Source organism: Terrilactibacillus tamarindi (genome assembly GCF_009718825.1).
Taxonomy (GTDB): Bacteria; Bacillota; Bacilli; order Bacillales; family Sporolactobacillaceae; genus Terrilactibacillus; species Terrilactibacillus tamarindi.
On sequence record NZ_WNHB01000025.1, the window covers coordinates 21,911 to 42,676 of the forward strand.

The window sequence follows — 20,766 nt, forward strand, 5'->3', positions numbered from 1 at the left end:
GTGTTTTTTAATCTTTAATTTAGATGAGAGCTTTCAATGCCCGGTGCCCGATATCCTTACGATAAAAGGTTGCATCACTTTCAATTTTTTTCATGCTTGCATTCACTTGGGCTTGAGCTTCTTGCAGTGTATCGGCGAGTTTGGCAACAAGAAGAACACGTCCCCCGTTTGTTACCCATTCATCGTTTACTTTTTTCGTTCCGGCATGGAAGACTAAGGCTTCCCCGTTCAACTCGGCGAGATGAGGAATTACATTCCCCTTTTCATAGGCTTTTGGATAACCGCTTGATGCAAGCACTGTCCCTAGAGCCACTTGATTAGTCCATGTCAATTCTGGTGTTTGACCCGCTAAAACATCTTCAATAGCTTGGACAAAATCAGATTCTAATCGGGGTAAAATAACTTGTGTTTCAGGATCTCCAAAACGGCAGTTGAATTCAATCACTTTTGGACCATTAGCTGTTAACATCAAGCCAGCATAGAGGATTCCTGTGAATGAACAGTTTTCTTTGACCATAGCTTTGGCTGTTGGAATCAAAATGGTTTGAATCGCTTCTTCAACGACTGAATCTGGAATTTGTGGAACCGGTGAATAAGCCCCCATACCCCCAGTATTTAAGCCTTTGTCTCCTTCGAATGCTCGTTTGTGATCTTGAGCGATAGCAAGTGGTACAACCGTTTCTCCGTTAACGAGTGCCATTAAAGAAAATTCCTCGCCTTCAAGAAAATCTTCAATAACGACTTGGCTGCCTGCTTCACCAAAAGCGGCATCTTGCATAATTTCTTTCAGACCTGCCTCGGCTTCTTCCTCTGTCATAGCCACGATAACGCCTTTTCCAGCTGCAAGACCATCGGCTTTCAAAACAATGGGTGCCCCTTTTTCAGCGATGTAATCTTTAGCTTTATCGTAGTCTGTAAAGGTTTGAAACTCGCTTGTTGGAATTTGATAGTTAGTCATTAATGTTTTAGCAAAATGCTTACTACCTTCAATCTGAGCAGCAGCTTCGGTTGGCCCAAAAATTTTGAGACCTTCTTTTTTGAAATGATCCACAATGCCGTGTACAAGTGGAACTTCGGGACCCACCATTGTTAAATCAATCTCAGCTTCTTTCGCAAATTGACTAAGTCCGTCAAAATCTAAAACATCAATGGCTACGCATTCAGCCACATTTTTTATCCCATCACTACCTGGAGCCGCATATACTTTATCCACTTTTGGACTTTGTGCAAATTTCCAGGCAAGAACATGCTCTCTTCCGCCATTACCTACAACTAAAACCTTCATAATAACCTCCTACACATTCGATGGTTATAAAACCTCACCCAAACGGTTGCGGTGAGGTTTTTATGTTCGTATCGTGTTTTTCCTTAATTAATGTTTAAAGTGACGAATTCCCGTCGTAACCATGGCGATGCCATATTTATCCGCCATATCGATTGAATCTTGGTCGCGAATCGAGCCGCCTGGTTGGATGATGGCTGTTACACCCGCTTTGGCTGCTTCTTCAACCGTATCATTCATTGGGAAAAAGGCATCAGATGAAAGAACCGATCCTTTAGCTTTCTCTCCCGCTTGCTCAATCGCGATTTTAGCTGCCCCAACACGATTCATTTGTCCTGCACCAATGCCAACCGTTTGATCATCTTTAACAAGAACAATCGCATTCGATTTGACATGTTTAACGACTTTCCAAGCAAATTTAAGTTGTTTCAATTCTTCTTCTGTTGGCTCGCGTTTGGTCACAACTTTAAGTTCAACACCTTCAAGACCTTTTGTATCGAGGTCTTGAACGAGAAGTCCACCTCGTACCGAAGTATATTGAGGAACCGTTTTTTGATCATCTGTAAATTCAATTGTTAACAAACGAAGGTTCTTTTTCTTCTCTAGTATATCGAGAGCTTCCTGAGTAAAGCTTGGTGCAATGACTATTTCAAGGAAGATTTTATGCAATTTTTCAGCAAGCTCAGCGTCTACTTCACGGTTAAGCGCGATGATGCCGCCAAAAATAGAGACCGGATCTGCATCAAAGGCTTTATCAAAAGCGGCGTTGATGGTTTCACCAATACCAATCCCACATGGATTCATATGCTTAACAGCAACAGCTGCTGGATCCTTAAATTCTTTCACAATACCAAGTGCGGCGTCAGCATCTTTAATATTATTGTATGAGAGCTCTTTCCCGTGTAATTGCTTAGCTTCAGAAATGGTAGAATGATTTTTTAATGGTTCGCTATAGAAGGCTGCACTTTGGTGAGGATTTTCACCGTAACGAAGAGCTTGTTTCTTTTCATAAGTGACCGTTAATTTTTCAGGATATTCTTCGCCCACTTGTTTCGTAAAGTAATCGGCAATTAGTGCATCGTAAGCCGCGGTATGACGGAAAACTTTTGCGGCAAGTTTTTGCTTTAGTTCAAATGGCACTTCACCTTCATCATTCATAGCTTCGAGAACAGTATCGTAGTCAGATGGATCGCAGACAACCGCAACGTCTCGATGGTTTTTCGCTGCTGATCGGAGCATGCTAGGCCCGCCAATATCAATATTTTCAACCGCATCAGCATAGGCTACATCTGGACGAGAAATGGTTTCTTTGAATGGATAGAGGTTCACCACAACAAAATCAATCGGATGAATGTTATGTTCTTTAATCGTTTTGACATGCTCTGGATTTTCTCTAACAGCAAGTAAGCCACCATGAATCATGGGATGAAGTGTTTTCACACGACCATCAAGAATTTCTGGAAAACCTGTGACTTCGTCCACTGTTTTGACTGGAATACCATTGTCGTCAAACAATCTTTTTGTTCCGCCAGTTGAAATGATTTCAATGTTCTTTTCAACGAGTTTTTTTACAAATGGAATTAATCCTGTTTTGTCAGATACGCTGATTAGAGCTCTTTTTGCCGTCATTTACAAATCTTCCTTCCTTTTGTCTCTAATAATCTCGCTATGGTTTTTGGGTAGAGTTCATGTTCTGTTTCGTGCATTCGTTCGGTTAGTGTTTCAATCGTATCGTCTTCACGGATATCGACCGCTGCTTGAGCAATGATGGGACCTGAATCGACCCCTTCATCTACATAGTGAACGGTGATTCCAGTAATTTTGACACCTTTTTCAAAGGCTTGTTCAATCGCATGTAAGCCAGGGAATGAGGGTAGCAAGGACGGGTGGATATTGATGATTCGTCCTTGGTATGCCTCTAAAAGCGTGTTACCAATAATCCTCATATAGCCTGCTAGAATTATATAATCAATATCATGACGTTGACATAAGGAGACAATAGCTTCTTCAAATGCTTGTTTAGTTCCATAATCCTTAAAGGTAAAGGTATGAGCTTCAATGTTCGCTTTGGCTGCACGTTCTAAGACATAGGCATTTTTCTGATCACAGATGAGTAAGGGGATCTCCGCATCAAGTTGCCCCTTGTTAACGGCATCAACAATCGCTTGAAAGTTACTTCCATTTCCTGATGCAAACAGGGCAAGCTTAGGCATGTGTTAAACCTTCCAATCTTAATCCAGGTTCATTTGTCACTTCACCAATAACATAAGGGGTTTCACCTAATGATTTCAAATGATCAAGAGCCTCTTCTTTTCGATCAGCTGGTACAGCAAAAACCATTCCAATTCCCATGTTAAACGTGTTATAGACATCTTCATCATTTAATTGACCTTTATCAATTAACCAATCAAAGATCGGAAGTTTCGGCCAAGCTTGAGTGTTGATCACAGCTCCAATACCTTCTGGGAACATACGTGGGACATTTTCATATAATCCACCACCAGTAATATGCGCGATCCCTTTTACTTGAGTCGCGTTAATCAAACTTAAAGCTGTTTTAACATAGATTTTTGTTGGTGTTAAAATGACATCAGCCACCGTTTGATTCGTTCCTTCAAAAACATCTGAGAAAGAAACACCTGCATCTTTAATAATTTTACGAACAAGTGAATAACCATTACTATGAATACCCGAAGAAGGAAGTCCGATTAAAACATCCCCTGGTTTTATCGTTTCACCTGTTAAACGTTTTGATTTTTCCACAACACCGACAGAAAAACCAGCAAGGTCATAATCTGATTCCCCATACATACCCGGCATTTCAGCTGTTTCACCGCCGATTAAGGCACAGCCTGCTTGTTCACACCCGTCAGCAACACCTTTAACAATGGCCTCAATCTTCTCAGGGTTAAGTCCGCCGCAAGCAATGTAATCAAGAAAATAGAGAGGTTCTGCACCTTGGGTGACAATGTCATTGACGCACATGGCGACGGCGTCTATACCGATGGTGTCGTGGCGATTCGTTTCAATCGCCACCATCAATTTTGTACCAACTCCATCGGTTCCTGAAACAAGGACAGGTTCTTTAACGTTGACAGCGGATAAATCAATCGCACCGCCAAATCCGCCGAGTCCCCCAAGAACCTCTGGTCTGAATGTACGTTTCACATGTTGTTTGATGCGGTCAACGGCTTCATAGCCTGCTGTTATATCTACACCCGCTTGTTTATATGCGTTTGACATGGTCATCCTCCCTTAGACACCAGTAAATCTTTTTCATGAGGCAGAGCTGTTTCAGGTGAAATGTGCGTTGGGTATTCCCCTGTAAAGCAAGCCATACATTGTCCACAGTTTTTCATCGCTGGGTTACGTCCAATCGCTTCCTGCATGCCTGATGTACTTAAGAATACAAGAGAATCAGCCCCAATTTCCTCACAAATCTCATCAACGCTATATTTAGACGCGATCAACTCTGATGAAGAGGATGTATCAATCCCATAAAAACATGGATGTTTAATCGGTGGGGAACTAATACGGACATGGACTTCTTTTGCCCCAGCATCCCGAAGCATTTGAACAATTCGTCTGCTTGTTGTTCCACGAACGATTGAATCATCGATCATAACGACACGTTTTCCTTCAACAATCCCTCGTACAGGAGAAAGTTTCATTTTGACCCCTTGCTCACGTAATTCTTGTGAAGGTTGAATAAATGTTCGACCAACATAACGGTTTTTAATCATGCCTAACTCATAAGGGATCCCTGTTGCTTCAGCATAGCCAATCGCAGCTGAGATACTAGAGTCCGGAACACCCGTTACGACATCTGCTTCAACGGGCGCTTCTTTTGCCAATTGGATACCGAGATTTTTTCGAGCGGCATGGACATTAATTCCTTCAATGTCACTATCCGGTCTTGAAAAGTAAATGTATTCCATACTACAAATGGCAGGTTCAACTTCTGTTGTAAACATATCACTATGCAGACCCTCGTCATTGATGACGATAACTTCACCTGGTTTTACGTTACGGATAAAGGTTGCGCCAATGAGGTCAAACGCACAGGTTTCTGAAGCCACCACCCATGCATCTCCCAAACGACCGAGAGATAAAGGCCGTAACCCGTTTGGATCAAGAGCCGCAATGAGTTCATTTTCGGTTAAAAGAACGAAAGCAAAAGCTCCACTCACCACGTTTAATGCCGCCTTTAGATTATCTTTAAACGTATGTGAAATACCTCGTTTAATCAAGTGGGCAAGAACTTCCGTATCTGACGTTGATTGAAAGATACTTCCTTTAGATTCTAAATCACGCTTAATCTCTTCCGCATTAGTTAAATTACCATTGTGGGCAAGAGACAAAGTATCCGTTTGGGAACGAAAAACTAATGGTTGAACATTTGCAAGACTATTTCCGCCAGAGGTTGAATAACGCACGTGTCCAATAGCGCCATAACCGACAAGTTCATCTAAATCTTTTGGTGCAAAGACATCATTGACGAGACCAAGACCTTTATGATCGCGTACTTTTTTCCCATCTGTGACAGCAATACCCGCACCTTCTTGACCACGGTGTTGAAGGCTATGCAAACCATAGTAGGTTAGTTTTGCCGCATGACTATGTCCCCAAATACCAAAGACGCCACATTCTTCGTTTAATTCTCTGTCTTCATAAAACATGTCAGTGCCCCTTTCCAGGCTTTTTCGAGTTCAACTGGATTCACCGTCACGACATCATTTTTACTTGAAAATTGTATACTTTGTTTATCCGTTACATGTCCTAAGAAAATAGCATCGTTAACGATTGCTTCGAAAGCTTCTCGGTTTTCCTCAGTTACAGATACGAGGAAACGAGATTGTGTTTCACTGAATAGTTCAATAGCAAGATCATTAGCGAGTTCAACTTCAGCCCCAAGACCCGTACCAAATACGGATTCAGCTAGAGCCACACCTAGACCACCATCGGATAAATCGTGAGCAGATTGAACATATCCTGATTGGATAGCTTCTAACAATTGAGCTTGACGTTGCTCTTCAATAGCTAAATCAAGTGCAGGTGCCTTTCCAAAAGCGTTTCCTTCTTGTAATAGTTGAATGGCACTTCCACCAAACGATCCATCAGCTTTACCAATCACATAAATCGCATCGCCAGCTTGTTTAAATTCAGAAGTCGTCACATGATCAATGTCTTTAATTAAACCTACCATACCGACAACTGGCGTTGGATCAATCGCATGTTTATTTGTTTCATTATATAAAGAGACATTTCCACTGATAACAGGGGTATTAAGCGATAGACAAGCATCTGACATGCCTTTTGCTGCTTGTTCAATTTCCCAGAATACTTCAGGTTTTTCAGGGTTACCAAAGTTTAAGCAATCTGTAATCGCAAGCGGTAGTCCACCCGAGCAGACAATATTACGCGCTGCTTCACTTACGGCAATTTGTCCACCAACTAAAGGATCAAGAGCAAGATATTTTGCGTTACAATCGGTTGTCATCGCAAGCGCCTTACGTGTACCACGGATACGAACGACCGCAGCATCTGAACCTGGTGCAACCACTGTATTCGTTTGAACCATGTGGTCATATTGACGATAAACCCATTCTTTGCTTGCAATGGTTGGTAAGCTCACAAGTTTAGTGAGTGTTTCTTGAATATTGTCTACTTGTGGTTTCCAAGGAGCCATCGTTTGATTTTCACGATATTTCGCAGGTTCCTCTGATGGCATATGGTAAACTGGAGCATCTTCTGCCAAGGCATCGACAGGTACTTCAGCCACTATTTCACCTTTGTGCTCTAGACGAAGAACTTTTTCTTCAATGACTTCACCGACTGTCACTGCGTGTAAGCCCCATTTTTCAAAAATCGCCGTAATTTCATCTTCACGGCCTTTTTTAACAACGATTAACATCCGTTCTTGAGATTCAGAAAGCATCATTTCATATGGTGTCATGTTCGTTTCACGCTGAGGAATATCATCAAGGTTCATATGAATCCCCATGCCTGCTTTACTTGCCATCTCACTTGATGATGAAACAAGACCAGCAGCCCCCATATCTTGAATACCGACAAGGGCATCATGCTTAATTAATTCAAGACAAGCTTCAAGTAAAAGTTTTTCCATGAAAGGGTCGCCCACTTGGACCGCTGAACGCTCTGCATCTTCTGTTAACTCTTCAGAAGCAAACGTTGCGCCATGGATTCCATCGCGACCGGTTGTTGCTCCTACATACATGACTGTGTTTCCAAGTCCACGGGCTTGGCCCACTTGGATATCTTCATGGTTGATGAGTCCCACGCACATGGCATTAACTAAAGGATTTTCATTGTAACAAGGATCAAAGGCAATTTCACCGCCAACGGTTGGAATCCCAATACAGTTCCCATAGCCTGCGATACCCGCTACGATTTGTTCAAATAAATATTTAACACGAGGAATCGAAGGGTCACCGAATCTTAAAGAATTGAGCATCGCAATCGGTCTTGCTCCCATTGAGAATACATCACGAATGATTCCACCTACGCCTGTTGCTGCACCTTGATAGGGTTCAACCGCTGAAGGGTGGTTGTGACTTTCAATTTTAAAAGCGACAGCTTGACCATCACCGATATCGACAATTCCTGCACCTTCACCAGGTCCTTGAAGCACTTGTTTCCCTTTGGTTGGGAAGGTTTTTAAAACAGGTTTCGATGTTTTATAACTGCAATGTTCAGACCACATGACTGAGAAAAGACCTGTTTCGGTATAATTTGGTCTTCTACCGAGGATGTTTTTCACATTTTCATATTCTTTTTCTGAAAGTCCCATTTTACGATAGACTTTATCTTGTTCTATCTGTTCTGGTGACGGTTCAAGATGTGTAAGCGGCATGGTAGTCCCTCCAGTGTTTTAAAATGGATTGAAAAAGTTTAAGTCCATCATCATTGCCAAGCACAAGATCTGCAGCTCGTTCAGGGTGAGGCATCATTCCGAGAACATTGCCTTCTTTGTTAACAATCCCTGCAATATCTGCAAGAGAGCCGTTCGGATTCTGGCTGTCATACGTAAAGACGATTTGATTGTTCGCTTTTAATTCAGCAAGAGTTTCCTCATTACAGTAATAGTTCCCTTCACCATGAGCAATCGGAATTTGAATAATTTCATCTTGCTTGTATTCAGAAGTAAATTGGGTGTTAGGATTGACTACTTTTAAAGGCACCGTTTCACAAATAAATTTCAAATCACGATTTCGAAGCATCGCACCCGGAAGAAGTCCTGCTTCTAATAAAATTTGAAAACCATTGCAAACTCCTAAAACCGGTTTGCCCTCTTTTGCTGCTTGTATAACAGCTGGCATGATGTTAGCAAATCTCGCAATGGCACCTGAACGAAGATAATCCCCGTAAGAGAAACCACCTGGGATTAAAACCGCATCAAAACCGTCGAGTGATGTTTCTGTGTGCCAGACGTATTCAACTTCTTCGCCGAGTCCTTCTTTAATGGCATAAAACATATCTTGATCGCAGTTTGAACCTGGGAAAACAATCACCGCAGCTTTCACGATTGGACCTCCTCAAGCACCTCATAACGGTAATTTTCGATAACGGTATTGGCTAGCATTTTGTCACAAAGTTCTTCAATTTGTTGATGAAGATTAGCTGAATCTTCTATTTCCAATTCAATATATTTACCGATACGAACGTCATTGACATTTTTATAGTCCATATTGTGAAGAGATTCCTTAACCGCCTGTCCTTGGGGATCGAGTACACTTTCTTTTAATGTGATAAATACTTTCACCTTTTTCATTTTTGAAGAGCCTCCAGTCTATTGAGTAATTTTTCATAAGTTTGAGGTAAGTCAGCAAGTCCACGACGAAAGACGTCTTTATCTAATTTTTCTTGAGTTGTTTTGTCCCATAACCGGCAAGTATCTGGTGAAATTTCATCTGCTAAAACAACTTTTCCAGTTGTGGTTAACGTACCAAATTCAAGTTTAAAATCGACGAGAGTAATATCGATGTCATCAAAGAGTTGAATGAGAACTTGATTGACACTAAGCGCCTGCCTGCGAATATCTTCCAATTGTTCAGGTGTCGCAATGGAAAGCATGCTAATGTGATCATCGTTGATCATTGGATCGCCAAGTTCATCATTTTTGTAATACCACTCAATAATCGGTTCCTTGATTTTAACGCCTTCTTCAATGCCAAGACGTTTCGATAAGCTACCTGCTACAACATTCCGAACGACAACTTCTAGTGGAATGATTTTGACGGCTTTAACAAGTTGGTCTGTTTCAGTCAAACGTTTGACAAAGTGACTTTCAATGCCATGGTCTTTTAACTCTTCAAAAAGTTTTGAGCAGATTAAATTGTTTAAACGACCTTTTCCTGGCAAAGTCGCTTTTTTCTTTCCATTAAATGCTGTCGCTTCGTCTTTATATTGAACATGGAGTAATTCTGGATTTTCTGTATCATAGATTTTCTTGGCTTTACCTTCATATAATAGCTGACTCATAACCTTCAACCCCTTAAATCTCAATATGGAGAAATTTTTATTTAAAAAAGTTCATAGCTTAGTAAACTTAGACTGCTGAATTCATTCTTTTAAATATTGTGAATTTTCCTCGATAAGATGATGGTATCCCCATGTTAATCCATGGGGATATCTTTTCGTGCTTACGCATTCAGACCTAAACGATCAAAAATGAAATCAACATTTTTCAAGTGATACGTAGGATCGAAACAAGCATCAATTTCTTCTTGATTTAATTTTGACGTAATTCTCTCATCTTGTTCAACGAGTGTTTTGAATTGAGTTTCCGTTTCCCAAGCCTTCATGGCATTTGGTTGAACGATATCGTATGCCGCCTCACGAGAAAGACCTTTTTCAATCAAAGCGAGTAGCACACGTTGAGAGAAGATGAGTCCAAATGTACGTTTCATATTGCGTTTCATGTTCTCAGGAAATACCGTTAACTTGTCTAAAATATTTTTAAAACGATTAAGCATGTAGTTTAGTGCAATCGTTGCATCCGGTAAAATAACACGTTCAGCTGAAGAGTGTGAAATATCTCTTTCATGCCAAAGGGAGACATTTTCATAAGAAGTGACCATGTAGCCACGAATGACTCTGGCAAGTCCTGTCATGTTCTCTGAACCGATCGGATTACGTTTATGCGGCATTGCTGAAGAGCCTTTTTGGCCTTTTGCAAAAAATTCTTCAACCTCACGTGTTTCAGATTTTTGAAGACCACGAATTTCTGTTGCAAATTTTTCAATCGATGTAGCAATAAGAGCTAGTGTAGATAAATAGTGAGCATGACGGTCACGTTGAAGCGTTTGTGTTGAAATAGGTGATGCTTCAAGTCCCAATTGTTCACACACGTATTTTTCTACAAAAGGATCAATGTTGGCATAAGTCCCAACAGCGCCTGAGATTTTACCAACACGAATCCCTTCAGCTGCTTGTTTGAAGCGTTCTAAATTACGTTTCATTTCTTCATACCATAAGGCCATTTTCAAGCCAAATGTTGTTGGTTCTGCATGTACACCATGCGTGCGTCCCATCATAATCGTTGTTTTGTGCTCAATGGCTTTTTGCTTAATGACTTCAATAAAAGCTTCAATGTCTTTAAGTAATATTTCATTGGCTTGTTTTAACAAATAAGATTGTGCAGTATCAACAACATCTGTAGACGTTAAACCATAATGCACCCATTTCTTTTCCTCACCAAGTGTCTCTGAAACAGCTCTCGTAAAAGCCACGACATCATGGCGTGTTTCTTTTTCAATTTCATGAATGCGATCAATCGAGAAAGAAGCTTTCTCACGTAACTTTTCAACGTCTTCCTTTGGAATTTCTCCAAGTTCTGCCCAAGCTGCACAGGCCATGATCTCTACTTCTAGCCATGCGCGGTATTTGTTTTCTTCTGTCCATATAGCGCCCATTTCGGGTCTCGTATAACGTTCAATCATTTTGACATACTCCGTTCTTTTTCAATTTGCCAGATATTTAATGACTCCGCTTTTTCGATGGCTTCTTCCACCGAATCGGCTAATAGGTTTAAATGCCCCATTTTACGACCCGTTTTTGCCTCGTCTTTTCCATAAAGGTGAAGATGAGCATCGGTATATTTGCCGATGTTTTCTTTAATAGCTTCCATATGCTGCCCTAAAATGTTCACCATAATGACGGGTTTGAGTAACGTCGTCTTTCCTAATGGCCAGCCACAAATGGCTCGTATATGTTGTTCAAATTGCGACGTTTCACATGCGTTAATCGTAAAGTGACCAGAGTTATGAGGACGGGGAGCCAACTCATTGACATAGATGTCATGATCTTTGGTTAAGAACATTTCAACAGCCAGCGTTCCAATAATGTCCAGCTCTTTGGCAATCTTTGTTGCGAGTTTCATAGCTCTATCACTTACGCTTTGCGTCATGCGTGCCGGAACCACTGTATAATGTAAAATGTTATTTTTATGAATATTTTCAGCTACTGGGAAAACAGCCGTTTCTCCAGTTGTACTTCTTGTTACAATCACTGAAATCTCTTTTTCAAATGGCACCCATTGTTCTAAAATATAGGGGATTGTTCCATCGACCCAATCGTTTGCTTTCATGAGATCTTCTTCTGTTTTAATCACAAGTTGACCTTTTCCGTCATAACCACCTTGAGTCGTTTTTAAAACAGATGGTGTTCCTAGTTCCTTAATAGCTTTTTTCAAATCATCTTTCGTTGTTACGGCATAAAAAGGGGCAACAGGTATGCCTAATTGATGAATCGCTGTTTTTTCATTTAAACGATCTTTCGTTGTCTCTAGCACAACGTGACCTTGAGGAAGATAGGCGATCTTTTCTAATAATCCGACTGTCCCTAAGTCGACATTTTCAAATTCATACGTAATGACATCTGTACAATTGGCTAATTGTTTCGCCCCTGCCGGATCATCATAGTTAGAGAAAATAGCGACATCTGAGACTTGGGCACAAGGATTATCTTTAGTAGGATCAAGTACAGCTGTCCGAAAACCCATTTGTTTTGCAGCTATCGCCATCATCCGGCCTAATTGACCTCCACCTAATATGCCAATGCTTTCACCTGGCAAAATCGTTTTCCTCAATCTAAATCACTTTCCTTCACTTTATCTTCTAATGAGTTCCGATAGTTTGATAATTTTTCAGCGATCTCTTGATCATTCATCGATAACATTTGTAGTGCGAGAAGACCTGCATTTGTTGCTCCTGCTTTGCCAATGGCGACTGTTGCAACAGGTATTCCCCCAGGCATTTGAACGATCGATAATAGAGAATCCATCCCGTTAAGTGCTTTAGATTGCACTGGAACCCCAATCACAGGTAACGTGGTTTTAGCAGCGACCATTCCTGGAAGATGGGCCGCCCCGCCTGCACCTGCAATAATGACTTTAAGACCTCTTTCTCTTGCTGTCTTAGCATAGTCAAACATTAAATCGGGGGTCCGATGAGCTGAAACGACTTTCTTTTCAAAAGGAACTTCAAACTGAGTCAATATATCGCATGCATGCTTCATTGTCTCCCAATCAGAAGAGCTTCCCATAATAACACCGATGCTTGGTTTCTCCATGTTGCCTCCTCCTCGTGTGGACATAAAAAAGGCCAGAACAGCTGTTTCCTCTATTTAAATGAGAAAGCAAACCGTTCTGGCAGTAAATGCTGGATCAGCATGAACATTCAGGCCGCTTCAACTTTCCCTCATAGTCCAACCATTTATGGTAGTCGGGTAGAAACAGATGGGCCATATCCCCAAAAATATATGAAGGTTATTGATATTCGTTTTTTCGACACTCTCATCATAACAACATTGCAGGAGGACTGTCAACACCAGAATCGAACATTTTACAAACTATATATATTTATTGTTCGTCTTTTTGGATTAATCTCCCTTCAAACGTGATCATTTGTCCGATCACTTCAGGACCATCTTCCCCTTCCTTAAATACAGGTTGTTCCATTCGTCTTACTGGAGCGTACCCTTCTTTTTTCATTTGGTCTAAACATGCATCAATGCCTTTATCTTGATCGACCGTGAATTGTTTTTTTAGTGGATTCTTTTGTGGTAATGTTTTCTTGCGCTTAGCCATAACATCTTCCTTTATATAGTGAGAAATCAAAATCACATGCCTTTACTAAAATAACGAGATGTATTGTGAGTCCATTTTAACATAAGAAACAGATATTTTTTAAAAAATTTAGCTTTATTCCATCAGTATAATCTTTTTGAATTATCGTGGCACCTTTTAATGATATAGCCCATATCTTAAGAGTGGAGGTGTTGCTCAATGGAGAACAAATTTCAAGACATTAAAAAATCAGTACGAGGATTTATCAATAAAGACATTTTTCAAGATTTACAAGATCTTTTTACAAAAGATTGGCCGTTGATGAATCTATATACGGCTGGCGAGGATCTATTTTGTCTGATTGCATTACCAGGGGTTCATCGTGATCAATTTCATATTTACGTGAATTATCAAAGTATCCTTATCAAAGGGGAAATGTCTCTCCCAATGCAAGGTGATAGTAAACTTTTTCGTAAAGAATTCAGCATGGGTCCGTTTGAACGTAGTCTCACGCTTCCAAAACCGGTTCACCAAACACCAAAGCATGTTTCTTATGCTAATGGTTTATTAATCCTACAATTACAACAAATAAAAGATAAAGAAGTGAGTGAAATAACGATTAGCTCTGAAGAAACAACAAATAAAGATTAACGCTTATCTATAATGGAAACTTAAAGCTACAAAACCAAGAACAAAAATAACCATTCCAATAATAAAAGTTAAGAGATAATAGGAATACCAAGGCATAGAGTCAACTAACTTACCTTCTATTTGGTAAGCAATGGATTCTGAATTGTCCTTAAACTTATTTTCTTCAGCACGGTGCAATAATTTACGCGTAGCTTCTTTAATCTTTGGTACGACAACATAACCAGAAGCCATAACAACAATTCCTATAACCCAAAACAAAATGGCTATAATAAAAGAAATCATAATGACGACACTCCTCTATTTGGGTTTAATATGAGGGGAAAGACCCCAATGGGATTAGAACACGGATCATTTCCAAAATGTTTTACTTTATCATTATGACCTTCTTTGTGTGATTTATGTATAATAGGAAAACAATATATACTTAAATTAAAACCTTCATCCAGCATAGGATGAAGGTTTCTCTTTTTATGACTTATACATTCCCATTTAACGAGAGGAAATAGAAATAAATAATAAAGATAAAGAATAAGACATACATGATCGGATGAACCGCTTTAGCGCGACCTTTCACAATCATCGTGATTGGATACAAGAAGAATCCAAGCGCGACTCCTGTAGAGATACTATAGGTTAATGGCATCGCTATAACAGTGAAAAAGGCCGGAATTGCAATCTCCATCTTCTTCCAATCAATACTACCTAGTGCACCAGCCATCATAATACCAACAATAATAAGGGCAGGTGCTGTAACGACTTCTGTAACTACAGCCAAAAGCGGCGAGAATAGTAATCCGAAAATAAACAAGATACCCGTAACGACTGCTGTTAGACCAGAACGTCCACCCACCGCAATACCTGCTGATGATTCAATATAGGCACTTGTTGGAGAAGTCCCAAGAATAGCCCCTACTAACATCGAACTCGAATCTGCAAGAAGTGCTTGCCCAGCTCGTGGCAATTGATTATCTCTTAAGAATCCTGCTTGCTCGGCAACACCAACAATCGTGCCCGCCGTATCAAAAAAGGTGACTAACAAAAATGTTAAGACAACAATGGCGAGTTGAACGGTATTGATGTCAGAAAGGTGAAAAATGGCTTGGCCAAAAGTTGGCGCAAGACTTGGTGCAGTAGAAACCACTTGAGTAGGGACTGGAATGAGTCCTGTAATCAATCCAACGATAGACGTTAAGATCATTCCAATAAAAATAGCCCCTTTAATATTCCGAACGATTAAAATAATCGTCACTAATAAACCAAAAATAGCAAGTAATGTTGATCCTTTTGTAAGTGAACCAAGGGCAACCGTCGTAGCCTTGTTAGCAACAATAAGGCCTGCTCCTTTTAAACCAATAAAGGCAATAAAAAGACCAATTCCAGCCGCTGTTGCAAGTTTAAGGTCTTGCGGAATCGCATTGATAATCATCTCGCGAATTTTAAACAACGTAATGATTAAGAAAATAATAGAAGCTAGGAGAACACCTGCTAGTGCTGTTTGCCAAGGAATTTTCATCCCAATAACAACTGAAAAAGCAAAAAAGGCATTTACGCCAAGTCCTGGTGCAATAGCAATAGGGTACTTTGCAAGAAGCCCCATGACAATACAACCAAATGCTGAAGATATTGCCGTAGCTGTGAAGACAGCCCCTTTATCCATTCCCGCTGCTCCAAGGACCGTTGGGTTAACAAATAAAATGTAAGCCATCGCAAGGAAAGTCGTCAAACCTGCGACGATTTCACGGCCAAAAGTCGTGTGAAGTTCATCAAACTTGAAAAACTTAGAAATTCCGTTCAAAATAAATCCCCCTCAATATACGAGAATTCTTCTAACATGACGAATAACTTTAAGAATATGTAGGTTCCCCAGAATAAATCCATCCTATTCTAATAAAGAGTAGGACTTGTTCACCGATAAGGTATAATAATATGTATTGCAAAGTAAGTAGTAAAATCGTTTACGGTGATTTTGTAGAAACTCCTAGGCCCTATTCCTAAGATTATACACATGCGTTGAAGATTAAAATGAGGTCACCACGTTTGATGACTCATATAGTATAGCAATCGGACCGTTAAGCGTCAATTTTAAAAGCGAACAATACTTATTAAAAAACGCGTATCGTTCGGATCATTTGAGTGTCAACATAACAGGTAATATAAATTTGAAAAATATTAATTTGATATGGTAGGTCAAAGTTTAAAGGGTATTTATGATCTTATGTACTCGATGATTGGGCATCTCTTCAACTATTGGTACCATTTCTTTTGGATAGAAATCTAAATTTACAAACTCATTAAAGCCCATTATTGAGCGACTTAGAAATTTAATTGAGCCACATCGAAACGTATTTGAGCCACCTCAAGCTTAATTGAGCTACTTCGTTACGTAATTGAGCTACTTCAGGCGTAATTGAGCTACTTTGAAACGTTATTGAGCAACCTCAAACATAATTGAGCTACTTCGAAACGTTATTGAGCAACCTCAACCGTAATTGAGCTACTTCAAGCATAATTGAGCTGCTTCGAAACGTTATTGAGCGACTTCGAACCGTAATTGAGCTACTTCAACCGTAATTGAGCTACTTCGTAACGTTATTGAGCTACTTCGTAACGTTATTGAGCTACCTCATGCGTAATTGAGCCGCTTCGAACCGTAATTGAGCTACTTCGTAACGTAATTGAGCCGCTTCGAACCATAATTGAGCGACTTCGTAACGTTATTGAGCCGTTTCGAACCGTAATTGAGTTACTTCGTAACGTAATTGAGCCGCTTCGAACCATAATTGAGCGACTTCGCAACGTTATTGAGCCGCTTCGAACCGTGATTGAGCTACTTCGTAACGTAATTGAGCCACTTCGAACCGTAATTGAGCGACTTCGAAACGTTATTGAGCTACTTCAACATTAATTGAGCCGCTTCGAACCGTAATTGAGCTACTTCCGTGATGAATAGGATTCCGCCACATTTGATTTACCCCGTGACGGATGGTACAGCTTCCCATCATCGATGCCTATATAAAAAAGCTAGAGCAGTTGACCAAATCAACGCTCTAGCTTTTATTAATAATATCATTTATTCCCACTCTAAGTTTGCAGGTGTCGTCAAAATGCCTTTATATCAGCATTTCCAACACCTTTTCTATACCTTGGCGGGGATTCTGGCGGAACTCATTTTTTTAATTGCTTGATTGCCATTAAATTGAATCGCTGACTTTGGAGCGGTTTGAATATGGATATTTCCAGCCATCTCTTCAGCGATTAATTCGTCAATGCCAGACCATAAATGAGAGTAATGCTTCAACGTAATTTCGGGACTTGAATGTCCCATTCGTTTGGATAAAATTAAAACAGAAACATTAAATTCATTGATGAGATACGAGGCATGGGAATGACGCAACCCTTTCGCTTGAATACGGTGAACATTGGCTAATTTAGCATAGCGTCCAATAATTCGAGAAAGAGTGGATTTAATCATGGGCATGCCGTCATAGCTAAAGACAAAATCTTGAATATTCAACTCGGATTGTCGTTCTTTCCAATCTTTGAGTACCCGAATCGTATCATCATCCAGCGAAATGATTCGCTTTCCATCAGCGGTTTTCGTGTAATTTTTGCGTTCCCAGTCCATCTTATTTCTCATAAATAAGATATGATGAACACGAAGTCGCTTATTTTTAAAGTCGATATCGTCCCACCATAAGGCTGTCCCTTCACTCACTCGGATCCCTGTCATAAAGTAAACCCACAGCATAACAAAACACAAATGTTCATATAAATCATCTAAACAAATCGTTGAAATAACTCTTTCAAACTCTGTTTTTGTCCAATAAGGAACGATTGCTTTTCCCTTTGGGATGGGTTTGACTTTTTTAGAAATATTGTACTCAAGATACTCCATTTCTACAGCCATATCCAAGCTCTTGCGAAACATACCAAAAACCAAACTCGCATACGCTTGAGAATATCCAGCCCCATCTTCAGAAAGTAACCACGTCCGATATCTTTGGACATCTTCTATAGAAAGCTTTCGAAGTTGGATGGCTGAGAAGCGATCTCTCATACGCTCTAAAGTACGTTTACGAACATAGAATGTACTTTCTTCTACATCTGTCTTGTAAGCAGGAATATAGACGTTATCCATAAACTGACCATAAGTCATATGATAATTCGCATAACCCTGCGTAGACAAATACTCATTCTTAACACGTACCAATTCCTTGTAGGCTTGCAAAGCAGAAGTGAACTTTTTCCCTTGGCGATTGGTTCTTGATTTTTTTCTTAATCGTTTTCCAGTCAGTCGATCTTTTCCTAATTCCGTTTCATAATAGTATTGTCCAGTATCATCAACATAAACACCAGAATACTTTGTTTTAGCCACGAGTGTTTTTCTCCAATTCTAGTCCACATCCTAGAATCGATTCAACAGTCTCTTTTGGCACACGCCCTAAGCGCTTATTATTGTAAAATGGATATCCTTGTTGTACCATAATTTGTTTTGCCTGTCTAATGATATTAACAGCCGTGTATTTAGAGTATCCTTTTTTAATTAAATCATCTTTGGTTATTAATTCATTCATAAGGCAAGCCATTCCCCCTTTAACCTCAAAAGATAATTCAATAAGTTTGAATCTCAGAATTACCGTCTTTATGGTTATTAATTGATTAGCAAATCGAACAGCTTTGGCAAAGCTCACGGGGGTCTCACCCCTGCATGGTTCTCATGCAGCCGCATCCATTGCCTGCGACGCTTTTAACGCTCGGACTAGGCTATGCGGGAGTATCATTATCCCGATAAAGAAGTCATGGCAGCAATCCTGCCTTGGATTGTTTGTGGGGTCACTGACAGGAGTCGCTCGCTATTTTACTAGGTCTTGGCGTGTCAGTCCGCTGGCTTTTTCTTTATCGGAACGTATTCGATTGCTATATACGACGCCTGATTAGACGTTTTCTTTTTCAAAGAACGTAGGCCTTTGTCAGCCTATCAAAGCATACGAAGTAATCAATATGCTTTAATAGAATGACAAATTCTAAATTATCGCTTATAATAAATCTTGTTATTCGTGTTTATAGGATACTAGATTTCAAAGTCTAAGATCATTTGCAGTAGAGCAGTGGTCAGCTGTTCCTGCATCTCTTTGTCTACGAAGAAATAACCGTTGCTGTATTCGTCTGTGAGCGTTTTTGTAGCAAGTGTGACAATATAGCCCTCGTAATGTTTTAATATATATTGAATGGCTATGGCATCACCACTGTTTGCTGCTTCAATGATAGAAAAGGGGATCAATTTTTTCTTCTCTCTCATGGCTCGTCCTCCAATAGCGTTTTGATCATTTCTAATGCACTATGGCGGTTGCGATAGACTGTGCTTCGGTTTATACTTAATTCTTTAGCAATTTTTGCGTCTGACATTTCCAGAAAGTAGAACATCAGAATAATATCACGCTTGCGCTTTGACAAAGTATCCAGCGCTTCAGCAATTTGACAATCAGTAACTTGCACATCCATTGATAAGACTTTATAAAATCGACGGTCCAGACGGTAAGTATCAGAAGTGTGTAATTTATTTATATCGAAGTCTGAAACTTCCGAAAATAGACTTTCGTGCCTTCTTCGTCTACCAATAGAGCGACGGTAGTTACTTTTAGTACTTATCATCACCTTTCTTGCCATATAATCAAATTGAAACTGTATGGTTGTCTGAAAATCATCTTGAATCTGATAATTAACCTTTTCAGGATGTATTTTGTTGAAAGAAGATGGCCTCACAAGTATCACCCCCTTCCAAGTCAGCAAGAAAAAAGAAAAGTTTGATTCTTTTTCTCTTTCATACTGACTCTCACCAAAGGGAAGCTATTTGTTGCAGGAAACCCCCTATCTAAAGTATTGAAAAAAGCCCGAACGGATGTAATCATCCATACAGACTTTCGAGTGCATATACATAATCTTTATTATTCAGACAAGTTTTTAAAAGTAAAACAGTAACAGTGGGTATGCTAGTAATTTCATCAAATATAGTTTACCTGGTTCATTATTATAATCTAAACCTCTGGATAATTCGTTGATGGGACAGCACCGTCATAAAAAATTTGAGATTCAACCATCTGAATTTTTTCTGTTCTCCTTGTTTCAGCTACTGATAGGATATAATCATCATCTATCTCATACTGCTTAAATTTCCAAATACAGTTTAAATCCTCTCCCTCTGATGTAGAGGATATTTTAGGATACCGATTCTGATTAAATTCTACAGAGAAAGAGGATAAGTCTCTGCTTAAACCTTCCCCAATAGCTTTTAGAAAGCATTCCTTCATCGTCCAGATCTTAAAAAATCGTTTTTTCCGTTCCAAACTATTCTTTGAGAACTTAAGAAATCCGCATTCTTTCTGCGTGAAAAATTGCTGAGCCACATCCGACTCAATTTCTTGAATCTTTTCAATATCTATCCCAACAGGTTCATTATCTACCACACAAACTACCCAGCTACCAGAGTGTGAAAGATTAAAATGAATATTATCGGGGGTCATTAGTTGCGGTTTTCCATTTATTCCAGTACAAAATTTAATTTCTTGTTTAGAATAACCGCTAAATTGATTAACCGCATATCGTACTAAAAGTTCAGCAAAGACACTACTAATTTTGTCTTCTTGTTTTCTGTATTTTTTTATCCTAAAGAGTCGTTCTTTGCTAATCCTTGGCAATAACTTTTTGTATCGCAAAACCTCAATATTGAAATCAAGCTTTATCGCCC

General features: G+C 39.7%; 23 protein-coding genes and 2 riboswitches. Of the genes, 2 read left to right on the forward strand and 21 right to left on the reverse strand.

Annotation, left to right across the window (positions count from 1 at the left end; all coding sequences use genetic code 11):
• Window positions 1-19: 19 nt before the first annotated feature.
• The 13 genes from purD to GMB86_RS13605 form a co-directional block, all read right to left on the reverse strand.
• Window positions 20-1,285 carry a phosphoribosylamine--glycine ligase gene (gene purD / locus GMB86_RS13545; RefSeq protein ID WP_155220809.1) on the reverse strand — a complete coding sequence of 422 codons (1,266 nt, stop codon included), beginning with the start codon at window positions 1,283-1,285 and terminating at the stop codon, window positions 20-22.
• An 87-nt stretch (window positions 1,286-1,372) separates the two neighbouring features.
• A complete protein-coding gene (gene purH, locus GMB86_RS13550) occupies window positions 1,373-2,911 on the reverse strand; it encodes a bifunctional phosphoribosylaminoimidazolecarboxamide formyltransferase/IMP cyclohydrolase (protein ID WP_155220812.1) in 1,539 nt (512 codons plus the stop codon).
• A complete protein-coding gene (gene purN, locus GMB86_RS13555; RefSeq protein ID WP_155220814.1) occupies window positions 2,908-3,495 on the reverse strand; it encodes a phosphoribosylglycinamide formyltransferase in 588 nt (195 codons plus the stop codon). Before purN ends, purH begins: the two co-directional genes overlap by 4 nt.
• Window positions 3,488-4,525, reverse strand: a complete 1,038-nt coding sequence (gene purM / locus GMB86_RS13560) for a phosphoribosylformylglycinamidine cyclo-ligase (RefSeq protein ID WP_155220816.1) — start codon at window positions 4,523-4,525, stop codon at window positions 3,488-3,490. The genes purN and purM overlap by 8 nt, the downstream gene beginning before the upstream one ends.
• Window positions 4,526-4,527: 2 nt before the next feature.
• A complete protein-coding gene (gene purF / locus GMB86_RS13565) occupies window positions 4,528-5,961 on the reverse strand; it encodes an amidophosphoribosyltransferase (RefSeq protein ID WP_155220818.1) in 1,434 nt (477 codons plus the stop codon).
• Entirely contained in the window at window positions 5,937-8,156 is a 2,220-nt protein-coding gene (gene purL, locus GMB86_RS13570) for a phosphoribosylformylglycinamidine synthase subunit PurL (protein ID WP_155220819.1), read from the reverse strand. The genes purF and purL overlap by 25 nt, the downstream gene beginning before the upstream one ends.
• Window positions 8,137-8,826 (reverse strand): phosphoribosylformylglycinamidine synthase subunit PurQ, encoded by a 690-nt coding sequence (gene purQ / locus GMB86_RS13575; RefSeq protein WP_141191116.1) that lies wholly within the window; start codon window positions 8,824-8,826, stop codon window positions 8,137-8,139. The genes purL and purQ overlap by 20 nt, the downstream gene beginning before the upstream one ends.
• Window positions 8,823-9,074 (reverse strand): phosphoribosylformylglycinamidine synthase subunit PurS, encoded by a 252-nt coding sequence (purS, locus tag GMB86_RS13580; RefSeq protein WP_141191115.1) that lies wholly within the window; start codon window positions 9,072-9,074, stop codon window positions 8,823-8,825. The genes purQ and purS overlap by 4 nt, the downstream gene beginning before the upstream one ends.
• Window positions 9,071-9,784 (reverse strand): phosphoribosylaminoimidazolesuccinocarboxamide synthase, encoded by a 714-nt coding sequence (purC, locus tag GMB86_RS13585; RefSeq protein WP_141191114.1) that lies wholly within the window; start codon window positions 9,782-9,784, stop codon window positions 9,071-9,073. The genes purS and purC overlap by 4 nt, the downstream gene beginning before the upstream one ends.
• Window positions 9,785-9,945: 161 nt before the next feature.
• Complete coding sequence (gene purB, locus GMB86_RS13590; RefSeq protein WP_141191113.1) at window positions 9,946-11,244, reverse strand: adenylosuccinate lyase; 1,299 nt, start codon at window positions 11,242-11,244, stop codon at window positions 9,946-9,948.
• The gene (gene purK / locus GMB86_RS13595) at window positions 11,241-12,392 is read right to left on the reverse strand and encodes a 5-(carboxyamino)imidazole ribonucleotide synthase (protein WP_155220821.1); all 1,152 of its coding nucleotides are present in this window, start codon (window positions 12,390-12,392) and stop codon (window positions 11,241-11,243) included. The genes purB and purK overlap by 4 nt, the downstream gene beginning before the upstream one ends.
• Entirely contained in the window at window positions 12,389-12,874 is a 486-nt protein-coding gene (purE, locus tag GMB86_RS13600) for a 5-(carboxyamino)imidazole ribonucleotide mutase (protein WP_155220824.1), read from the reverse strand. Before purE ends, purK begins: the two co-directional genes overlap by 4 nt.
• Before the next feature lie 111 nt (window positions 12,875-12,985).
• Window positions 12,986-13,087, reverse strand: a riboswitch (purine riboswitch).
• A gap of 76 nt (window positions 13,088-13,163) precedes the next feature.
• The gene (locus GMB86_RS13605) at window positions 13,164-13,391 is read right to left on the reverse strand and encodes an NETI motif-containing protein (RefSeq protein ID WP_155220827.1); all 228 of its coding nucleotides are present in this window, start codon (window positions 13,389-13,391) and stop codon (window positions 13,164-13,166) included.
• Window positions 13,392-13,589: 198 nt separating this feature from the next.
• On the opposite strand from GMB86_RS13605, the gene GMB86_RS13610 reads away from it, so the two are divergent.
• Window positions 13,590-14,021: an Hsp20/alpha crystallin family protein gene (locus GMB86_RS13610; protein WP_155220829.1), complete on the forward strand. Its 432-nt coding sequence runs from the start codon at window positions 13,590-13,592 to the stop codon at window positions 14,019-14,021.
• 3 nt (window positions 14,022-14,024) lie between these two features.
• Here the strand turns inward: GMB86_RS13610 and GMB86_RS13615 are convergent, their stop codons facing one another.
• From GMB86_RS13615 to GMB86_RS13630, 5 genes are all read right to left on the reverse strand, one after another.
• Window positions 14,025-14,303: a hypothetical protein gene (locus GMB86_RS13615; RefSeq protein ID WP_155220831.1), complete on the reverse strand. Its 279-nt coding sequence runs from the start codon at window positions 14,301-14,303 to the stop codon at window positions 14,025-14,027.
• A gap of 193 nt (window positions 14,304-14,496) precedes the next feature.
• The gene (locus tag GMB86_RS13620; protein WP_329602940.1) at window positions 14,497-15,807 is read right to left on the reverse strand and encodes an NCS2 family permease; all 1,311 of its coding nucleotides are present in this window, start codon (window positions 15,805-15,807) and stop codon (window positions 14,497-14,499) included.
• Window positions 15,808-15,944: 137 nt separating this feature from the next.
• A riboswitch (purine riboswitch) is annotated at window positions 15,945-16,046 on the reverse strand.
• Between the two features lie 585 nt (window positions 16,047-16,631).
• Complete coding sequence (locus GMB86_RS15595) at window positions 16,632-16,817, reverse strand: hypothetical protein (RefSeq protein ID WP_196220233.1); 186 nt, start codon at window positions 16,815-16,817, stop codon at window positions 16,632-16,634.
• Window positions 16,818-17,157: 340 nt separating this feature from the next.
• Window positions 17,158-18,396, reverse strand: a complete 1,239-nt coding sequence (locus GMB86_RS13625) for a tyrosine-type recombinase/integrase (protein ID WP_329602938.1) — start codon at window positions 18,394-18,396, stop codon at window positions 17,158-17,160.
• Window positions 18,389-18,595, reverse strand: a complete 207-nt coding sequence (locus GMB86_RS13630; RefSeq protein ID WP_029548309.1) for a DUF3173 domain-containing protein — start codon at window positions 18,593-18,595, stop codon at window positions 18,389-18,391. The genes GMB86_RS13625 and GMB86_RS13630 overlap by 8 nt, the downstream gene beginning before the upstream one ends.
• 103 nt (window positions 18,596-18,698) lie before the next feature.
• Between GMB86_RS13630 and GMB86_RS13635 the strand changes: the two genes are divergently transcribed.
• Entirely contained in the window at window positions 18,699-18,959 is a 261-nt protein-coding gene (locus GMB86_RS13635) for a hypothetical protein (RefSeq protein WP_230459124.1), read from the forward strand.
• Window positions 18,960-19,092: 133 nt separating this feature from the next.
• Here the strand turns inward: GMB86_RS13635 and GMB86_RS13640 are convergent, their stop codons facing one another.
• The 3 genes from GMB86_RS13640 to GMB86_RS13650 all read right to left on the reverse strand — a co-directional run bounded on the left by GMB86_RS13640 (window position 19,093) and on the right by GMB86_RS13650 (window position 20,716).
• Window positions 19,093-19,320, reverse strand: coding sequence for a helix-turn-helix domain-containing protein (locus GMB86_RS13640; RefSeq protein ID WP_093672815.1), 228 nt, complete (start codon window positions 19,318-19,320; stop codon window positions 19,093-19,095).
• Window positions 19,317-19,784: a sigma-70 family RNA polymerase sigma factor gene (locus tag GMB86_RS16110; RefSeq protein ID WP_329602939.1), complete on the reverse strand. Its 468-nt coding sequence runs from the start codon at window positions 19,782-19,784 to the stop codon at window positions 19,317-19,319. Before GMB86_RS16110 ends, GMB86_RS13640 begins: the two co-directional genes overlap by 4 nt.
• Window positions 19,785-20,056: 272 nt before the next feature.
• Complete coding sequence (locus GMB86_RS13650; RefSeq protein WP_230459125.1) at window positions 20,057-20,716, reverse strand: 4'-phosphopantetheinyl transferase family protein; 660 nt, start codon at window positions 20,714-20,716, stop codon at window positions 20,057-20,059.
• Between the last annotated feature and the right edge of the window lie 50 nt (window positions 20,717-20,766).

What these genes read in the sequence shown, in the direction of transcription:
- purD (WP_155220809.1), bottom strand. Translation starts at nt 1,285, where the DNA reads ATGAAGGTTTTAGTTGTAGGTAATGGCGGAAGAGAGCATGTTCTTGCC.
- purH (WP_155220812.1), bottom strand. Translation starts at nt 2,911, where the DNA reads ATGACGGCAAAAAGAGCTCTAATCAGCGTATCTGACAAAACAGGATTA.
- purN (WP_155220814.1), bottom strand. Translation starts at nt 3,495, where the DNA reads ATGCCTAAGCTTGCCCTGTTTGCATCAGGAAATGGAAGTAACTTTCAA.
- purM (WP_155220816.1), bottom strand. Translation starts at nt 4,525, where the DNA reads ATGTCAAACGCATATAAACAAGCGGGTGTAGATATAACAGCAGGCTAT.
- purF (WP_155220818.1), bottom strand. Translation starts at nt 5,961, where the DNA reads ATGTTTTATGAAGACAGAGAATTAAACGAAGAATGTGGCGTCTTTGGT.
- purL (WP_155220819.1), bottom strand. Translation starts at nt 8,156, where the DNA reads ATGCCGCTTACACATCTTGAACCGTCACCAGAACAGATAGAACAAGAT.
- purS (WP_141191115.1), bottom strand. Translation starts at nt 9,074, where the DNA reads ATGAAAAAGGTGAAAGTATTTATCACATTAAAAGAAAGTGTACTCGAT.
- purC (WP_141191114.1), bottom strand. Translation starts at nt 9,784, where the DNA reads ATGAGTCAGCTATTATATGAAGGTAAAGCCAAGAAAATCTATGATACA.
- purB (WP_141191113.1), bottom strand. Translation starts at nt 11,244, where the DNA reads ATGATTGAACGTTATACGAGACCCGAAATGGGCGCTATATGGACAGAA.
- purE (WP_155220824.1), bottom strand. Translation starts at nt 12,874, where the DNA reads ATGGAGAAACCAAGCATCGGTGTTATTATGGGAAGCTCTTCTGATTGG.
- GMB86_RS13605 (WP_155220827.1), bottom strand. Translation starts at nt 13,391, where the DNA reads ATGGCTAAGCGCAAGAAAACATTACCACAAAAGAATCCACTAAAAAAA.
- GMB86_RS13610 (WP_155220829.1), top strand. Translation starts at nt 13,590, where the DNA reads ATGGAGAACAAATTTCAAGACATTAAAAAATCAGTACGAGGATTTATC.
- GMB86_RS13615 (WP_155220831.1), bottom strand. Translation starts at nt 14,303, where the DNA reads ATGATTTCTTTTATTATAGCCATTTTGTTTTGGGTTATAGGAATTGTT.
- GMB86_RS13630 (WP_029548309.1), bottom strand. Translation starts at nt 18,595, where the DNA reads ATGAATGAATTAATAACCAAAGATGATTTAATTAAAAAAGGATACTCT.
- GMB86_RS13640 (WP_093672815.1), bottom strand. Translation starts at nt 19,320, where the DNA reads ATGAGAGAGAAGAAAAAATTGATCCCCTTTTCTATCATTGAAGCAGCA.